16 protein-coding genes are annotated in these 17,190 nt (G+C 61.9%); 7 read left to right on the plus strand and 9 right to left on the minus strand.

All coding sequences use genetic code 11. The features are described from left to right. Positions 1 to 2: 2 nt before the first annotated feature. Positions 3 to 1,286, plus strand: a complete 1,284-nt coding sequence (locus ACWGTI_RS13710; RefSeq protein WP_454587605.1) for an O-antigen ligase family protein — start codon at positions 3 to 5, stop codon at positions 1,284 to 1,286. A gap of 102 nt (positions 1,287 to 1,388) precedes the next feature. On the opposite strand, the gene ACWGTI_RS13715 is transcribed toward ACWGTI_RS13710, so the two are convergent. From ACWGTI_RS13715 to ACWGTI_RS13725, 3 genes are all read right to left on the minus strand, one after another. After that, a complete protein-coding gene (locus ACWGTI_RS13715; RefSeq protein WP_454587606.1) occupies positions 1,389 to 2,480 on the minus strand; it encodes an acyltransferase family protein in 1,092 nt (363 codons plus the stop codon). 198 nt (positions 2,481 to 2,678) lie between these two features. After that, a complete protein-coding gene (locus ACWGTI_RS13720) occupies positions 2,679 to 3,956 on the minus strand; it encodes a polysaccharide biosynthesis/export family protein (protein ID WP_454587607.1) in 1,278 nt (425 codons plus the stop codon). 163 nt (positions 3,957 to 4,119) lie between these two features. Next, positions 4,120 to 4,797: a sugar transferase gene (locus ACWGTI_RS13725; protein ID WP_454587608.1), complete on the minus strand. Its 678-nt coding sequence runs from the start codon at positions 4,795 to 4,797 to the stop codon at positions 4,120 to 4,122. A 606-nt stretch (positions 4,798 to 5,403) separates the two neighbouring features. On the opposite strand from ACWGTI_RS13725, the gene ACWGTI_RS13730 reads away from it, so the two are divergent. After that, complete coding sequence (locus ACWGTI_RS13730) at positions 5,404 to 5,676, plus strand: exopolysaccharide production repressor exox (RefSeq protein WP_454587609.1); 273 nt, start codon at positions 5,404 to 5,406, stop codon at positions 5,674 to 5,676. Between the two features lie 41 nt (positions 5,677 to 5,717). On the opposite strand, the gene ACWGTI_RS13735 is transcribed toward ACWGTI_RS13730, so the two are convergent. The 6 genes from ACWGTI_RS13735 to ACWGTI_RS13760 form a co-directional block, all read right to left on the minus strand. After that, on the minus strand, positions 5,718 to 7,553 hold the full coding sequence (locus ACWGTI_RS13735) for an ABC transporter ATP-binding protein (RefSeq protein WP_454587610.1): 1,836 nt from the start codon (positions 7,551 to 7,553) through the stop codon (positions 5,718 to 5,720). 6 nt (positions 7,554 to 7,559) lie between these two features. Further along, positions 7,560 to 8,522: a serine kinase gene (locus ACWGTI_RS13740; protein WP_454587611.1), complete on the minus strand. Its 963-nt coding sequence runs from the start codon at positions 8,520 to 8,522 to the stop codon at positions 7,560 to 7,562. Next, on the minus strand, positions 8,522 to 10,441 hold the full coding sequence (locus ACWGTI_RS13745; RefSeq protein ID WP_454587612.1) for a lasso peptide isopeptide bond-forming cyclase: 1,920 nt from the start codon (positions 10,439 to 10,441) through the stop codon (positions 8,522 to 8,524). Before ACWGTI_RS13745 ends, ACWGTI_RS13740 begins: the two co-directional genes overlap by 1 nt. 3 nt (positions 10,442 to 10,444) lie before the next feature. Further along, positions 10,445 to 10,861, minus strand: a complete 417-nt coding sequence (locus ACWGTI_RS13750; RefSeq protein WP_454587613.1) for a lasso peptide biosynthesis B2 protein — start codon at positions 10,859 to 10,861, stop codon at positions 10,445 to 10,447. Then, positions 10,845 to 11,144 (minus strand): PqqD family protein, encoded by a 300-nt coding sequence (locus tag ACWGTI_RS13755; protein ID WP_454587614.1) that lies wholly within the window; start codon positions 11,142 to 11,144, stop codon positions 10,845 to 10,847. Before ACWGTI_RS13755 ends, ACWGTI_RS13750 begins: the two co-directional genes overlap by 17 nt. Before the next feature lie 146 nt (positions 11,145 to 11,290). Continuing rightward, the gene (locus ACWGTI_RS13760) at positions 11,291 to 11,443 is read right to left on the minus strand and encodes a lasso RiPP family leader peptide-containing protein (protein ID WP_454587615.1); all 153 of its coding nucleotides are present in this window, start codon (positions 11,441 to 11,443) and stop codon (positions 11,291 to 11,293) included. Positions 11,444 to 11,941: 498 nt separating this feature from the next. Between ACWGTI_RS13760 and ACWGTI_RS13765 the strand changes: the two genes are divergently transcribed. From ACWGTI_RS13765 to ACWGTI_RS13785, 5 genes are all read left to right on the plus strand, one after another. Next, positions 11,942 to 13,069 carry a nucleotidyltransferase family protein gene (locus ACWGTI_RS13765; RefSeq protein ID WP_454587616.1) on the plus strand — a complete coding sequence of 376 codons (1,128 nt, stop codon included), beginning with the start codon at positions 11,942 to 11,944 and terminating at the stop codon, positions 13,067 to 13,069. Between the two features lie 148 nt (positions 13,070 to 13,217). Continuing rightward, positions 13,218 to 14,240, plus strand: a complete 1,023-nt coding sequence (locus tag ACWGTI_RS13770) for a glycosyltransferase family 2 protein (protein ID WP_454587617.1) — start codon at positions 13,218 to 13,220, stop codon at positions 14,238 to 14,240. A gap of 127 nt (positions 14,241 to 14,367) precedes the next feature. Continuing rightward, a complete protein-coding gene (locus tag ACWGTI_RS13775) occupies positions 14,368 to 14,760 on the plus strand; it encodes a hypothetical protein (protein ID WP_454587701.1) in 393 nt (130 codons plus the stop codon). A gap of 135 nt (positions 14,761 to 14,895) precedes the next feature. Continuing rightward, positions 14,896 to 15,777, plus strand: coding sequence for an endo-1,3-1,4-beta-glycanase ExoK (exoK, locus tag ACWGTI_RS13780; protein ID WP_454587618.1), 882 nt, complete (start codon positions 14,896 to 14,898; stop codon positions 15,775 to 15,777). 55 nt (positions 15,778 to 15,832) lie between these two features. Then, on the plus strand, positions 15,833 to 17,164 hold the full coding sequence (locus ACWGTI_RS13785) for a UDP-glucose dehydrogenase family protein (RefSeq protein WP_454587619.1): 1,332 nt from the start codon (positions 15,833 to 15,835) through the stop codon (positions 17,162 to 17,164). The last annotated feature ends 26 nt before the right edge of the window (positions 17,165 to 17,190 follow it).

Raw genomic sequence — 17,190 nt, forward strand, 5'->3', positions numbered from 1 at the left:
GCATGAAGATCCCGAAATCCATTCTGATCGATCCGGAAGGCAACAAGGCCTATGCCGCCTTCGCCGTTGCCGTATCGGTCTTTGCATTCGCCTATTCCACCAATTTCGGCAAGATCCTGATCCTTGCCTATTATCTGGTGTGGCTGCCGCTGCTGTTCGTCGACTACCGGCGCTTCACGCGCGATCTTTCCAGCACCTGGCTGCCGCTGCTCTTTGTCACCTATATCTGTCTTTCGGTCTTCTGGTCGCAGGCGGCCGGCACCAGCGCGCGGGCGGGGCTGCAATATTTCTCGCACATCCTGTGCGCCTACATCGCCGCGCGCACCATAAGCGTGCGCACGCTGGTGCTGGGCTCGCTGATCGGCATCTTCATCGTGCTGCTTTATTCGCTGAAGGTCGCCGGCTATGCGCTCGACACGATCGACGGCACCACCAATTTCGTCGGCGCCTTCGGCTCCAAGAACCAGGTCGGCTTCTTCGCCTCGCTGGGCATCTTCTTCTGCCTTGCCTTTCTCGTCTTTTACCGGCGCAACTGGATGAGTTTCGTCTGGACCGCGCCGATCATGCTGTTGTCGGTCTACATGCTGGCGATCGCCCATTCGGCGACCTCGGTCGCCTCGCTGCCGGCGGTGATCGGCATCGTTGCTTTGCTCACCGTGAGCAAGATCCTGTCGCGAGCCTATCGGCGCGTCATGTTTGTCGTCGGCGCCGTCGCGCTGGTCGTGGGTGTGGTGGCCGCCCTCAACCTCGGCCTGCTCGACTTCGTGCTCGGCATCTTCGGCAAGGATTCGACGCTGACCGGCCGCACCTATCTCTGGGAACAGGGCTGGCTGGCGGCGCAGCAGCATCCAGTACTCGGCTATGGCTATGCCGCCTACTGGATACAAGGCTCTGCCGATCCGGAACGGCTCTGGGCAGAGTTCTACATCTCGACCCGCACCGGCTTCCATTTCCATAACACCTATATCGAGACCTTGGTCGAGCTTGGCTTCATCGGCATGACCATACTGGCGCTGATCATCCTGCGCTCCTTCTGGGGCCATGTTTCGAAAGTGGTGTTCGGTGAATGGAGTGCCGATTCGGTGGTGCTTGCCGGCGCGGTCGGCTTGATGCTGGTCCGCTCCTTCTTCGAGGTCGAGATACTCGGCCCCTATTTCACGGCCTCGTTCATCGTCTATTACGGCCTGTTCAAGCTGCGCCCAGTGCCGGTTGCCAGGGCAAGGCGGGTCTATGCCCCCGTGCAGGATGAGAAGGCCGCCAGCGGCCGCATGCCGGCACGCGTCTAGAGCAATTCCAGGAAAAGTGTGAAGCGCAGTTCCCGGAAAAAGCGCGTAGAGTTTCCCCCCGCGGGATTGCTTCAAAACAAGACGTCAGACCCGCTCCACAGATCAGGCGACGGCCCGCTTGCGCTGCATCAGCCGTTGGAGGAAGCGGCGCAACGGTTCGTCGTAAATGCGCGTTGCAATATCGGCGATGGCGATGACCGAAACCGCCATGACGATGCCGAACCAGGGATGGTGCGCGAACGGGTCGATCGAGGCGGCCTTGCCTGCGCCGGCGATGATCATCAGCATCGGCGTGTGGATGATGTAGATCGGGTAGGAAATCCGCCCCAGCCAGCCATAGAGGCCTGACAGGCGGGCAGCGGTTGGCGCCACGGCGCCGATCACCACCAGGGCCGGGAAGACGAAGACTATGCAGGCGAGATCGTAGGCAACGCGCGCGCCGCCGGCCGGCGCAATGGCAAAGACCATAAGCGTCAGCGCGATGGCGGCCTCGACCCACCACCCACCCCGCACGAAGCCGAGGCTGCCTTGATAGCGCGCCATCGATCGGCAAAGCAGCACGCCCAGGAAGAACGAGAAAAAGACGCGCGGCAGGCCGCTGATGATGGTCTTGCCAGTCATGCCGAAGTCGAGCGTGCCGGCCACGATCGAGGCGACCACCAGCAGCGCCAGGCTGACGGCGATGAGCACGCTCAGCACGCGCTTCGACAGCAGGAAAAACACAGCGACATAGGCGATGTTGACGATCAGCTCGAAGAACAGCGACCACGACGCCGGATTGAGCGGGAAGATCGTGTGATAGGCATCGCTGACCAGCGGCATGAACAACATGCCCGTCGTCAGCATGGTGCCGATCTCGGAGATCGGCATGTATTCCGCAGGGATCAGCCTGTTCTTGACCAGCAGATAGAAAAAGCCGAGCAGCGTGCCGGCAAGGTAGAGCGGGTAGAGGCGGATCAGTCGGATGGCCAGGAACGTGCCGAAGCCCATGCCGTTTTCGATCTTGCGGTCATAGGCATGCGCGATGACGAAGCCGCTGAGCAGGAAGAACAGGTCGACCGCGAGATAGCTCGACGGCAGCACCTTGCCGTCGGCCAGGAATGGCGAGAAGTGGTAGAGCATCACGCTGATCGCCGCCACGCCGCGGATGGCATCGAGATTGATGTAGACATGGCGTGGGGCGGCGCGCTGCATCGTATGCCTTCAAGCGGTCGAAACGGTCAAAGCAATTCCAGGAAAAGTGCGAGCGGTTTTCCGTCCGGAATTGCTTACAAACAAAGAGCGGGATCGGTTCGCCGATCCAGCCCGCCCGCACCTTGGCGCGAACGAGCCGAAATTGTTCCTCCCGTCTTCCTCGCGCGAGTCTCGTCGAGCGAGCCCCGGGGTGGCCGACTATTGGCTGGCCGTCGGCGCCAGCTTCACCTTGATGACGTCGCCCGGCAGCACCGGTGTGTCTTCCTTGGCCTCGATCTCGCTTGTCTTGCCGTCGGAAACGCGCACCAGCGAATAGAGAAAGGTCGGTTCCTGACTGCTTGTGATGGCGGCCGTCGTGGCGGGATCCGATGCCTGGGCTATCAGGCCCTTCTGCATGCCCACCCGGAGCGCGGCCTCGTTCAGGTCGGCTTCGACCTGCTGCCGGCTGGCGGCAAGGTTCGAATTCAAGGTGTTCTGAACATCGATGGCGTCCTGCGATGCCTTGCTGATCGACTGCCTGGCGGTGAGGATGGCCGTCTCATAGTCGAGAATCTGGCCTTGCAGATTGGCGACGGACTGCTCCGAACTCAGTACGCGAGTGTTGACGACCAGGCCCTTCTGCACCAGCGGGCTGATGCTTTCGAGCTGTTGTTTGGCGAGGTCGACCTGCCGCTGCTGGTTGACGATCTTCTTCTGCAGCGCTTCGATTTCGCCCTGCAGGACCCCTTTCAATTCGTCGAGCGCCTGCAGCTTCAGCTTCAGCGCCTTCTGGTCGGCGGTCAGAATCTGCATTTCGTCGGCGACGATGGCCTGAAGTCGCGGATCACCCTCGACCTCCTTCGGCACCTCGAAATTCGCCTTGCCGGCGAGGTCCGCGTCGATACGGGCACGCTTGACGATCAGCCGCACGCGCTGGTCGTCATAAATGTCGAAATTGCCTTTGGCGGTCACCAGGTCCTTGCCCAGTTGCGGGCCATAGTCGGCGTTGCGCCTGTTGCCGCCGGCGATGCTGACCGCCTTCAGCACGGTCAGATCGGGCACATAGGGAAACTGGCCGGGCGTCTGAATCTCGCCCGAGATGTAGAACGGTCGGAACTGCACCATCTCTACCGAGGCTTCCGGCTTGTCCGACAAGGCAAGCTTGCGCTGCAGGGCGACGCTGATCGCGGCCGCGACCTCCGAAGTGGTCTTGCCGGCCGCAGGCAACTCACCCACGAACGGCACCGACAGGGTTCCAGCAGGACCGACCGAATATTCGCCGTTTACCGCCGTCCAGTCACGGAACGTGCCTTCGACGGTCTGCCATTCGGCAACGCGGATGTTGAGCTTGTCCTGCGAGCCGAGCCGGTACTCGTCGGCCATCGCTGGACTGGAGAGCGCCGGAACCGTGAGCGACAGTGCGAGGCACGTGGCGACGAGCCGTGCCGGCCGCATCGGGCCGGCAAGGCGAAAATACGCTGATATGTCTGTTTTCAACTGAGCGTTTCCGATCCGTTTTGGCCCCATCCGCCCGATAGGCCTGCTGCCGGCTGCTGGTTGAGCACCGCGGCTGCAATGCAAGGCCGGCCCATCGCCGAATGGCTTTGGGCCGGATAGGTTTCGGGCCGAACCGGCCCGATTGCTGACCAGTTGCGGTCGGTCAGTAGGAACCGCGCGACATCCACACCGCAGGCACGGTCTTGAGGATGATGCGAAGGTCTTCGAACAACGACCAGTTCTCGACATAGTGGCGGTCGAACGCGACGCGGCTGTCATAGGAGACATCGTTGCGCCCGCTGACCTGCCAGAGCCCGGTCAAGCCAGGCCGCGACTTCAGATAGTAGACCGCGGCGCTGCCATAGATCTCAAGCTCGTCGCGCACCACGGGACGAGGTCCGACAAGGCTCATGTCGCCCTGCAGGATATTGATGATCTGCGGCAATTCGTCGAGGCTGAGCTTGCGCAGAACGGCGCCGACGCGGGTGACGCGCGGATCGTTCTTGAGCTTGCGGGTCGCGATCCATTCGGCATTGGCTTCCGGGTTGGCCGCCAGATAAGCGGTCAGCACGCGTTCGCCGTCTTCGACCATGGTGCGGAACTTGAGGCACGGGAAAATCCGCCCGCCGCGTCCAATTCGCTTGTGGCCGTAGAAAATCGAGCCACCGTCGGAAAGCTTGACCAGAAGGGCCACCATCAGGAACAGCGGGCTGAGCGCCACCAAGCCGACAAGTGAACCGAAAATATCGAAACTGCGTTTTAGCAGCCCGCCAATCGGTGGCGGAAAATCTATGCCGACCTGCGAAAATGCCGCATTGGCCGACTTGGCAACATCCCTCATGCAAAAGCTCCATACGTTGAACGGATGGTTTATGTCACGATATCAAAAAAATGCTGCAGCGCAACACACAATTTCCTATACGGGTGAAATAGTCACGTCATGAATTGACTAAATAATAAACGCGCCCTGCCCAAATTTTGCCCTTTATGGCGAGTTTGTGACGAATAATTAGCAACGACAGGAAATGTAATGCCTTTTTCTGGCCAATTTTGGCCGAATCGTCCTTCCCTGCAGAGGGAATGGCTTTAATTCGTTTTCGAATCGCTCGTTTTGCTAAATCAATCAAGTAAAATACTAATCAACATTGTAGATTCTACTCAAGTAGAAATCGTTTGACGAGTTAGGCTACCACCCCTGCGTGTGCATCGCAGCATGGCAGAGTCGAACGGGTCGGCAGATTGAAAATTATCGCCGGTTGCCCTTGCCGTCAGTTTCGCGCCTTAATAGAGTCGCAAATTATTCCTGTTAGAGTCTGGATGGGTTGGGAAGGCCGGAAGCAACCGGCCGAAAAGGAGCAGCTAAATAAGCTCGCTGGCGAATGGGGAGATACTCGGGTGGGTAAGTCATCGCTTTTGCATGCTCGGGCCGGTTGACGGGCCGCCGATCATGTCGTTACCAAAATTCGTCATTGGAATGGTCTTTGCCCTCGCGATCGTGGTTGCGTGGTCCTATGTCGACGGCGCGACGATCACCACAACGGTGCTCCGCGTCATCGGCTGCGCTGTCCTCATCCAGATTGGCTATTTCCTGCTGGTCTATGTGATGATCGCCAGGAGCGCCCCGACATCGGCAGACAGGGCTCGCGACGCCGAAAGAAGCCTCGGCGCTGAAAAGGCGGCTGAAGGCGAGAAGCTCTCGGCCAGGCGCAGCGTGCACTGAACAGTCTGAGGCCGCGACGTCGGCCTCGGATCATCGCCGATCTAGCCGGCCTCGGCCGGCTCCGGTTCCGATTGCTCGCCTGAAAGCATTTTGGACAGGCGGCTGCCGGCCTTTGCTTTCAACCTCTGATATTGTCCGACTTCGACGATGCGGCCGGTTTCGATCGCAACAACCCAGTCGGCGAAGGCGATCATCGACGGCCTGTGCGCAATGGTCAGGATGGTCATCGATCCGCGCAAGCCGTCGATCGATTTGGCGATCAGGGACTGGTTCTGCCAGTCGAGCGCGCTGGTCGCCTCATCGAGAATGAGCAGCAAGGGCTTGCGCAGCAGCGCGCGCGCCAGCGCGATACGCTGGCGTTCGCCGCCTGAGAGCCGCACGCCGCGATCGCCGACCACCGTGTCGAGCCGCAACTCCAGCCGCTCGACAAAGTCGGCGCCATGCGCGGCGCGAAGTGCAGTCCACAGCTCCGCGTCGCTGGCCTGCGGTGCGGCAAGGCGCAGATTGGCGGCGATCGTGTCGTGCAGCAGGAACACATCCTGCGGCACATAAGCCACCTGGTCGCGCCAGCGCCGGCGGTTGGCAGCATTGATCTCGACACCGTCGGCGAGGATCTTGCCTTCGCTGGGTTCCAGCAGGCCGAGCAGCATGTCGGCAAGCGTGCTCTTGCCCGATCCGGAAGGACCGATCAGCGCCGTCACCTTGCCGGCGGGCAGGCCGAAGGTGACATCGCTCACCACCGGCTTGCCGCCAGCCTCATAGGCAAAGGAGACCTTGCGGATGTTGAGCCCCATATCGAGCGACAGTCTAACATCGGATTCGGCATTCGCCGGTTCGCGCTCGGCGTCGAAACACGCCTGCATGTCGCGCATCGAGGCATAGGCAGGCAGGTTGATCAGCACCTGCTGCGCCTGCATCTGCAAATCCATGAAGCGCGGCGCAATGCGCATGAACACCAGAAGCAGCACGACGATCTCGGCCAGCGAGAGGTTGAAGCGGACCAAAGCGACATAGATGAACAGGCTGAGGCCGATGACGCTGGCGACCTGGAACAGAGCGGTGCCGATGGTGCTGTTGCGTACATAGTTGATGTTGTCGGCCTTCATCTTCTCCAGCGTCGCGCGAAGCTGCGCGTAATAGGTCGCCTCGACATTCAGGCTCTTGGCCACCTTTATGCCGCCGAGGAACTCCGAGACCGTTCGGTACTGTTCCTGACGATTGGTGGTCAAAACCCGGCCGAAGGCGCTGGCCCGCGCGCGAAACGGTTGCAGCGCCAGGAAGGTGACGATGCCGACAACGATGGCGAACGCGGTCATGACGGGGGAAATGAACAGCGAAACCACGAGATAGCCCGCCAAAAGGACGGCGATCTGCACCAGCATCAGCAGCGAGAAGGCGGCCGACTGCACGCGGTCGATGTCACCGGTCAGCGCGTGGTCGAGGTCGGAGCTGCGCATGCGCGCGAAGATCCCCCACCGCGCTTTGCCGATGCTCTCGAACAGGTTCATGCGCAGGCGGTTGATGAAGTCGAGCAGCAGCCGCGCCATGTAGACGGATTTGTAGCGATTGAACGCCGCCTGCAGCGCGACAAGCCCGACCAGCAGGCAAAGCACCGTGGTCAGTTGCAACGTGCCGTCCGGCGCCAGCCAGCGGACGAAGTCATGGTCAGGCAGCCTGACGGCGAAATCCTGCTCGGGCCGCCCGACCAGGTGCAGCAGTGGCACCAGAAGCAGGATCGAGATGCCTTCGGTCAGGCTCCCCAGGATCAGAAACAGCAATGCCGTCAGTGTTCTGCGCCCGCCGATCCGGGCCATGGCGGCGCCGAACCCGGCGACGTCTCGGTAAAATGAAAAGCGAAGGATTTGCGATGCGGACATGTCAGCTCACCGCGGCCTGTTGCCGGCGGCCAGATCGTTTTCGATCAGGGCGACCGCTTCACCGATCCGGTCGAGCCCGCTCGGCACTTCGAGGCGGCAGACGCCAACCTGGCTGGCCAAGGCGGCGCATTGGCTAAGATGCGTCGTGGCAAAATCGCCGACCAAGGCCGGGCGGCCGAACCGGGTCACATAGGAGAACTTAATGATTGCCGGCAGGGCGCCGACGCTTGGCAGCGGCGTAATCGCTGCCTTGTCGCTGCGCTCGAGGATATAGATCCGGGTCGCCGGTACCGCATCGCCTGAGAACCCGCCGCGCAGGCGGTGCTGCATCTTGTCGATGGCCGCATGCACTTGCGGGCGGATCTCCGCCTGGATCGGGATGGCGGCGGCGGCATCGGCGGCGAGCTTCAGCTGCGGGAAACCCGGCACGATCATCGGCCGGTCCGCCAGATCGAGCGCCACGACATCGTCGGTCAGCAACCGATGGCCGGCCCGGATCATCGCACTTGCCATCGTCGATTTGCCGGCGCCTTTGTCGCCCATGAAAACAGCGCTGTTGCCGCCGACGGCAATGGCGCTGGCGTGCAGGATGAGCAGGCCGCGCTGATGCAGGAGCAGCGCCATGACCGGACCGAGCAGCGGGAACGCCACCAGCGCATCGTCCACGCCCGGCGCCGGCTCCACCTCGATGCGGCAGGCGTCGGTGATCAGAAAGGCGCCGACCGTCTGCCATGCCAGATATTGCTGCCGCGGCTCGAAGCGGAAAGCGGTTCCGGTCTCGGGCGAGGGCTTTGGAAGGTCGATCGGGCCGACCGTGATCAGCACGTCGACAGAGGCCGGACCGCTCGGCTCCAGCTCGGGCAGCTCGATCTGCGAAGCGATCGTCAGGCCATAGGCTTGGTAGAAGTGCCGCACGCGGGCAACACTTGGATGCCGGTTATCGGCGGCGAGTGACATGTTGGCCGGCATCACGCGTGGCTCCCGCGCAGTTGCACCTGCCGCAGCCACAACGACAGCGCGATCGAACGCCAGACATACTGGACATCGGGCAAGGTGGCCGCCTCCGGTTGCCGCGAGATGCGGCCATAGGCGGCGGTCACTTCGGGCAGGTTGACGTAAGGGGCAATCAGCGCCGCATCCGAAACCAGCACCTTGTCGAGGAGATCGCGGTGGTTGCCGAGCATGCCTTTGACCAGGTTGGAGGTGAAATCGATCTTGTCGCGCCGCCACTGCACCGCCGGCGGCAAAATTCCTTCCATGGCCCGGCGCAGAACCGAACGGCCGAAGCCCTGGTTCAGCTTTTCTGCACCGGGCAGCGCCAGGCAGAACTCGACCAGTGGTTTGTCCCAGAAGGGATAGCGCGGCTCGACGCCGAAATTCGCTGCCGCCTTGTCGAGAACCTCGAAAGCGTGCGGCACCATCCCGTTCGACAGCAGCCAGCGATGGGTCAGGGTCTCGCTGGCGCTGACCGCGGGCGGCATATAGCCGGCTCTGCGGAACCGCTCGACAAGGTCCGTCCGCTTCGCCAGATCCGGATTGATCAGGCCACGCCAGCTCGTCGCCGGCCGCCCAGTCGGATGGCGCCGCAATTTGCCCAGCGCGCGGTTTGCGAGCCGTCTGATTTTGGCAATGCGCCAGGCCGGCCCGTAAAGGGTGAGGAACTGGTAGTAGAGGCCGAGCATGCCGTCGCCATAGGTGTTGGAGGCGCTGCGCAGCTCGCGCCACAACTCCATCCATTTGCCCGCATCGGCGAGTTCGTGCAGATGGCCGTGACCCTGCGAAACCACCTCGTCGCCGCCATGGCCATCCAACAGCACTTTCATGCCCTTGGCGCCCGCGGTTCTGTAGATGTCGCGGGTCAGCGATAGGCCAGGCGCCAGGAACGTTTCTTCCTGCTCTTCCAGGATGCGCTCGAATTCAGCGAAGGGCGCATAGTTGCCGACGGAAATCAGGGTGCCGTCGACCTTCTGCTGCCCAAGCACCGCCTCGATGAAAGGCCGCTCGTCCATCGGCGAACCCTTTTCGAACACCAATGAGAAGGTCGGCAGCCTCGGCTTCCGCTGCGCCGCATTCTGCAGGCCTGCAACGCACGCGATCGAGGAGGAATCGAGCCCTCCGCTCAGCATCGCACCGACCGCCGGCGTGCCGCGCATGCGGTTGCGGACCGATTGCGAAAACAGATGGCGAAACTCTTCGGCCGCGTCCGACCGCATCGGCCTGGGCGAAGGCTCGATCTGCCAGTAGCGGCGCAACACTACCTGGTTGCCGGTCACGGTCAGGCTGTGGCGCGCCGGCAGGCGGAAGATATCGGCGTAGGCGGTTGATTGCGGATCGTCCGGCAGCCCAGCGAGAAATCCGGAAATCTGGCGTTCGCTGATGCGCATGTCGACGCCGCCGACATCGAGGATCGGCCCGATCTCGGAGGCAAAGACGAAGCTCCGGTCGCTCGAATGGTAGTAGAAAGGTTTGACGCCGAAATGGTCCCGCACACAAAACAGCTGCTGGCGCTCGCCATCCCAGATGGCAAAGGCAAAATCGCCCTGCAGATGGTCGGGACAGGCTTCGCCCCAGCGCAGATAGGCGCGCATCAACAGCACGGCGTCGGCAACCGAGCTGTCCCTGATGCCGAGCCTGGCCAGCAATTCGTCGCGATTGTCCAGGCGGCAGTCCGCGGTGATCGCGAGCTTGCCGCCAGCCATCGTCAGCGGGCCGGGGCCAGCTTCATCGGTGGTGTTGAGCCAGGCGTGGCCAAGAACGACGCCTTGGTCCATCCACCACGAACTGCCGTCAGGCGCGCGATGCTGCATGCGGGCAAGCATGCGCTGGATATCGGCCGCGGCCGCCGGCTTGCCTTCCTGCCTGAGCAGAATTCCGGCTACGCCGCTCATCGGTCACTGGCCGTGGTCGACGAGATGGGTAAACCTGCCAAGCGAGCCGCCAAGCACGATGTGGTCGCCGCTGACCAGCCAGGCATGCGCCTTCAATTCAGTTCCGGTATCGCGCTCGATGCCGATACGGATATTCGAAGCGTTGCCCTGGCGGGCAAGCAGATACTGGCCGGAAAGCGCCTGGGTGAGGCAGCTTGCGCCCGGCACCAGCCGCGCCGCGGCGGCAACGCCCCAGGCGACGCGCCTGAGATCGCCGATGCCGGCCGGCTTGCTCGCATCGAGCCGCGTCACCACGCGACGCACCCGGTTGTAGGAAAACAGCGTCAGCCCCATCCGCACCGCGATGACCACCGCGAGGCAGTGGGCGAGAAAGAACATCTCCGGCCCGCTCAGCGAGAGAACCCTAGACAAGTTCCTCATTATGGAGCCTCGCAAGCCCGGCATCCGCCAGACCTTTCAACAATCCGTCGACATCGGCTTTGCAGCGTTCGGGCTCGACATTGTAGCGCTCGAGCACGGCGCTGCGGATTTCCGCTATCGGCTTCGGCTCCTGGATCAGCTCCCAGATAAAGGCCCCGACGCTGTTCAGGCTGTAATAGATGTTGGATCGCATATCGAGCAGCGCCAGGCCGTTGCCGAATTCGCAGGCCACGGCATCCTTGCTGGCGCTCACCAGATCATGATCCGAGGGGTTCCAGTCCATCCTAAACCTCGCTCACACGACACACGGCTTACAACAACAACGCTTCGGCAATTCCGGACAAGACGCGAGAGCCGGGACCTGAGCCCCGACTCCCCTTAATGCGCTCTGTTTCAGAGTCCGGACTTTGTCACCCCAACGAGAGAGTCTCAGGAGAAGGTGAGTTCGCCGATCGGCGTATGTGCCGGAAACGAGGCGTCGAGTGCCGTGGTGCCGCTACCGCCTTGCGTGATGGTCTCGATCGAGCCGTGGACCGTCAGGCTTGGGGTTTCGTACTCATGCTTTTCAACATTCTGTTCCATTTTACTCTCCAATTACGGACTGGAAGCGGCCTGTCGATTGCCGGCAGCGATCTATTGCTGCACCGCAATAGCTGCATGGCAGCATTTATGAGTCAAGCCTGATTTACCCGCCGTTAATCAATTCTCGGTTGCGGCTGCCGTCAAGGGTGATCAAAACGCTTGCATCCGCATTCTAGCCGCGCATCCCAGGTAGATTCAACGACCTATCCGTGAATCGTAATTAAGCATCTGATTTAATTGCATTAAAATTTTCGCCCGAGATGCCTGTCTTTTGGGCTCGGCCGAATTCGGACAAAATTGTTGCGGGGTGTGCCGCAGCATGGCCGGATACGGCCGAAGATCACGTCCGCTTGCGCAGTTGTGTCGCCAAACGCTCTGGTTGCAGGGAATTTGGCACTGAAGGAAAAACTGGACGCGGCAGATGATTTTGGCGATGCTTTGCTTCGCACTTGCAATATAACTCGCCTCACAAAATTTTTTGCGGAGATGCTCCAGCATATGGCCTTGCAGGAAGGGACCTTCGAAAGGTTGCGCGCCGCCGGCTGCGCCGACGAAGTGGCCTATGTGCAGGCGTGCCTGCGGCTGTTCTTCAATGCGGAAGCGAGCGCCAGCAGTGCGCCTGCGCCGGCCATCTCCGTTGCCGATGTTTGCGATATCGCCAGGCTGAACAAGGTCGCGACCTTTGTCTTGAAAGCCTTGTCGCGCCCACCCGTGGGCGAGACCCCGCTTGGGCTGCTCGAGTGGCTCGACACCTACCGCCGGCGCACGATCGCGATGAACTCGTCCGGCATCATGGATTCGATGGCCATCGACAAGGCGCTGCGCGACAGCAGGATCGATTTTGTCTTCTTGAAGGGACCGTTCCAGCAGCAACTGCTCTATGGCGACCACTTCATGAAGCCGTCCGGCGATGTCGACATATTGGTATCGCCGGCCGGCTTCTTCAAAGCCCGCGATGCGCTGCGCTCGATCGGCTACGAGGTCGCCGGCAAGTCCCGCTCCGTCTGGTGGGTGCGGTTTTTGGGCGAACAGCACATGGTTCGCAGTCAGGGCCAGAAACTGTCCACCGTCGATCTCCATTACCGGCTGCAGCAGCCGGGGTCGCCGAGCCCACGCGACACGGACGGCTTCCTGCGCCGCAAGCGCGCGCTTGCGATCGCCGGCTCCAGCGTGCCTTTCATCTCGGCTTCCGACACCTTGCTGTTGTCCTGCATCAGCGTCGCCAAGGCGCTGTTCAACCACGAGCCCTGCGCGGGCTATGTCTGCGACATCAGAGCCGCCGCCAGCCGCCTGAGCGAGGCCGAGCAGCAGGCTGTACTCGACCACGCGGCCGAGCAGGGGCTGGCCGACACGTTGCTGCTGGGCCTGCGCGCCGCCGACGTGCTGCTTGGCGGCTCCGGCACGCTGCTGTCGGATCGGGCGACGCGGATCCTGTCACGCATCGGCAATGAAGACCTGTTCCACATGGTCATCGCGCCGTGGCTGTCGTCGCTCAGATGGCCACAGCGACGCACCGTTTTATGGGAGCTGTGTGGACGCGAACCGGTCCGGTACCTGAGCGAGGCCGGCTGGGCCGCATCCGCCGACCTCAGCCGGCGGATTTTCGAACGGCCGGAAGGCCGGTGATGATGGCGATCGCAGGACGGCAGCAGGCAGAGACGATTCCGTCCCGGTTGGGTGGCGACGGATCATGGGAGGATGGGTTGGGGTTCCCTGCGGTGGACAAGGGGCAGGGCAAAGTCAACAACCATCTATGGAATTGAAAGGCGTCCCCATGTCCGTATCAGAATCCCGGGTCTGCGTGATCATCGCGGCCCGCAACGCGACCCGGACCATTCCTGCGGCCATCGCCTCGGCGTTGCGCGAGCCGGAGGTGGCGGAAGTCGTCGTCGTCGACGATGCCTCCACCGACGACACCGCAAAAGTCGCCACTGCTGCCGACGATGGCACCGGCCGGCTGTCGGTGATCCGCCTCGACGTCAATCGCGGACCGTCCTGTGCCCGCAATGCCGCCATTGCCGGCTCGAAATCGCCCTTCATCAGTATTCTCGACGCGGACGATTTCTTCCTCGAGGGCCGGTTTCGCCAGCTGTTTGCCAGCACCGACTGGGATTTCGCCGCCGACAACATCATGCTGATCCGCGACGATACGGCGACCGATGTCTCGAAGATCGTCGCCCCGTCCTTTTCGGCCGAGCCGGAGTTCCTCGACTTCGAGCGGTTCATCGAAGGCAATATCTCCAGGCGGCGCGTGCAGCGCGGCGAACTCGGCTTTCTCAAGCCGGTCATATCAAGGGCTTTCCTCGACAGGCATGGGCTGCGTTACGACGAAAACCTGCGGCTCGGCGAAGACTATGAGCTCTACGCCCGCGCCTTTGCGCTTGGCGCGCGATTCAAGGTCATCCGGTCCTGCGGCTATGGCGCCATCGTGCGCGCCGATTCGCTGAGCGGCCGTCACAAGACGCAGGATCTGAAGCGCCTGGCCGATGCCGACCTGGCGCTTCTCAAGATCGACAGCCTGCCTGAAGGCTCGAAGGCCGTGCTGCGCAAGCACGAGCAGCATGTGCGCGACAAATACCGGCTGCGCAATTTCCTCGACGTGAAGGCCGAGCGCGGCATGGCGTCGGCCGCCGCCTATGCGCTGGCCAGCCAGTCAAACCTCATTCCCATCGTTCGCGGCGTTGCCTCGGACAAGCTCGATGCGTTGTTTCGTCACGTCGGTTTATCACCGAGACAGCAGCCAGTGCCGCCCTTGCGGTATTTGATGGCGGGAACCAGCACGTCGCTGGACAAGTAGGCCTGTCCAGTCCGCGGCAACGGGTACGGAAGGTGGAAAAATTGCCTTTCTGAAACTCGGAGGTTGCCTACGCGCCCCGACGATGGCACTGTATGTTGCGGTGCAGCAATTTTGGAAGGCCAACCGGATGGCTTCAATTTTCGGCTTCAGGTCCAGGGACCCGGCCCGGGACAAGCAGACCGACCTGGCTCGTTTCGACCGTCTGGCAAAGCTGCTGGATCAGATCACGGCCGAGATCTCGGCCGAGAAAACCGGGCTGGAGAATCGCTATCGGTCGGAGTCCACCAACGCGGCCTTCCTGGTCGAGTCGATTGAGAACGGTTCAACGTCGGCAAGCAAGCGGTCTGAGGTCGGCGAATTGACGAAATCGATTCTGAACTGCGAACAGCGCATAGCCGAATTGGCGCGCCAGACCAGCCGGATGAAGGACCTGCGTCATTCACTCGACGCGATCGTCGACGAAAATGGCCAGGGTTCCGATTCGCAGGGCGAATTCATCAAATCCGCAAGCCGGGCCTGACAGCTTCGGCTCGGGCCGGTCATACGAGGCACAAACGAGAAAGTTCGAGGGGACGGAGGATCGAGACCAGCCCGTTAGTGATGCGGGCCATCGGTGACTTTGGGTTGGGGCGGAACAGCACAAAGGTGAATTGATATGAACGCAGATCCGAAGACGATCCCCATCGTGGCGGTCGATGCCATGATTTCGGCGCAGCCAAATCGGCAAGTGCGTCTTCTATCCGTCGGCGCGCTTCTGCTGGCGGCAGCCGCAGCGCTCTTCGGCGCTGCGCAGCCCTCCCGCGCCCAGGATGCCTCCCCGGAGATACAAAGCGCACCGTCCTTCGTCGACGATTTCAAGAGTTTCGATCGCTCGCGCTGGTATGTCTCCGACGGCTGGTCGAACGGCAAGCACCAGAACTGCACCTGGTCGAAAAGCCTGGTCAAACTTTCCGACAACATGCTCACGCTCGGCTTCGAAAAGCGCAAATTGAAGGATCGCGAGTTCGCCTGCGCCGAGATCCAGACCAAGCAGCGCTTTGGCTACGGAACCTATGAGGCGCGGATGAAGACCGACACCGGTTCCGGCCTCAACGCCGCTTTCTTCACCTATATCGGCCCCGCCGACAAACAACCCTGGTACGAGATCGACTTCGAGGTCCTGACCAAGGACACCTCCAAGGTGCAGGTCAACAGCTACATCGCCGGCAAGCCCAAGAACGAGAAGCTGGCCGAAGTCGAAGGCGGCACCGACAAGGGCTTCAACGACTATGCCTTCATCTGGGAAAAGGACCGGCTGCGCTGGTACGTCAACGGCAAGCTGGTCCAGGAAGTGACCAATCCCGAGCAATTGCCGACCCATTCGCAGAAGATATTCTTCAGCCTCTGGGGCAGCGACACGCTGACGAACTGGATGGGCGCGTTTTCGGATCCCGGCCGTCAGGTGTCGATGCAGGTGCAACGCGTCGCCTTCACCGCGCTCGGCCAGCCGTGCCAGTTTCCGGAATCGCTGGCATGTAGTGTAAGCAGCATAAAGTAGATCTGAACCGGCCCGACAATATCAGGCCAAAGGGCATGAACAGGAATTAACCCGAATGAATTTGACGGTCTTTGGAATTGGCTATGTCGGTCTCGTGCAGGCCGCGGTGCTGGCGGAAGTCGGGCACCAGGTGGTGTGCGTCGATGTCGACGAGAAGAAAGTCGAACGGCTCAACCAGGGCTTCGTGCCGATTTTCGAGCCGGGACTGGAGGCCCTGGTCAAGGAGAACCATGCGGCCGGCCGCATCAAGTTCACCACCGATGCCGCCGCAGCCGTCAAGCATGGCGAGATCCAGATGATCGCGGTCGGCACGCCGCCCGGTGAGGACGGCTCGGCCGACCTCAAATATGTGCTGGCGGTGGCCGAGACCATCGGCCGCGAGATGGACGGGCCCAAGATCGTCGTCGGCAAGTCGACCGTGCCGGTCGGCACCTGCGAAAAGGTCAAGGCCAGGATCGCCGAGACGCTGAAGGCGCGCGGCCGCCAGGATCTGGCTTTCGACGTCGCCTCCAATCCGGAATTCCTCAAGGAAGGCTCCGCCGTCGCCGACTGCATGAAGCCCGACCGCATCATTGTCGGCACCAACAGCGAGGGCACCGAGGCGGTGATGCGCGAGCTCTACGCGCCGTTCAACCGCAACCACGAGAAGATGATCGTGATGGACGTGCGCAGCGCCGAATTCACGAAGTACGCCGCCAACTGCATGCTGGCGACCAAGATCTCCTTCATGAACGAGATGGCCAATCTGGCCGAGCAGCTCGGCGCCGACATCGAGGAGGTGCGCAAGGGCATCGGCTCGGATCCGCGCATCGGCTACCACTTCATCTATCCCGGCCTCGGCTATGGCGGCTCGTGCTTTCCCAAGGACGTGCGCGCTTTGATCAAGACCGCCGAAGGCGTCAAGTTCGACGCCAAGCTGCTGCGCGCCGTCGAGGAGCGCAACAACGAGCAGAAGTCGGTGCTGTTCGACAAGGTGCACCGCTATTTCAAGGGCAATCTCAAGGGCAAGACCTTCGCGCTCTGGGGCTTGGCCTTCAAGCCCAACACTGACGACATGCGCGAGGCGCCGGCGCGCGTCCTGATGGAAGCGCTGTGGAAGGCCGGCGCCAATGTGCAGGCTTATGACCCCGAAGCGATGCAGGAATGCCAGGCCATCTACGGCCTGCGCGACGATCTGCTTCTGTGCGGCACCAAGGAGGCAGCACTGCGCGGCGCCGACGCGTTGCTGATCGCCACCGAGTGGAAGAGTTTCCGCGCCCCGTCCTTCGACGCGGTGAAGGATGCGCTGACCACGCCGGTCATCTTCGACGGCCGCAACCTCTACGATCCCAAGGTGATTGCCCGCCACGGCATTGAGTATTTCTCGATCGGCAGGATGGCGGCATAGGCAGGGCGGCACAACGAGGAGCCAGG

The sequence above is a fragment of the Mesorhizobium sp. ArgA1 genome (assembly GCF_053714375.1).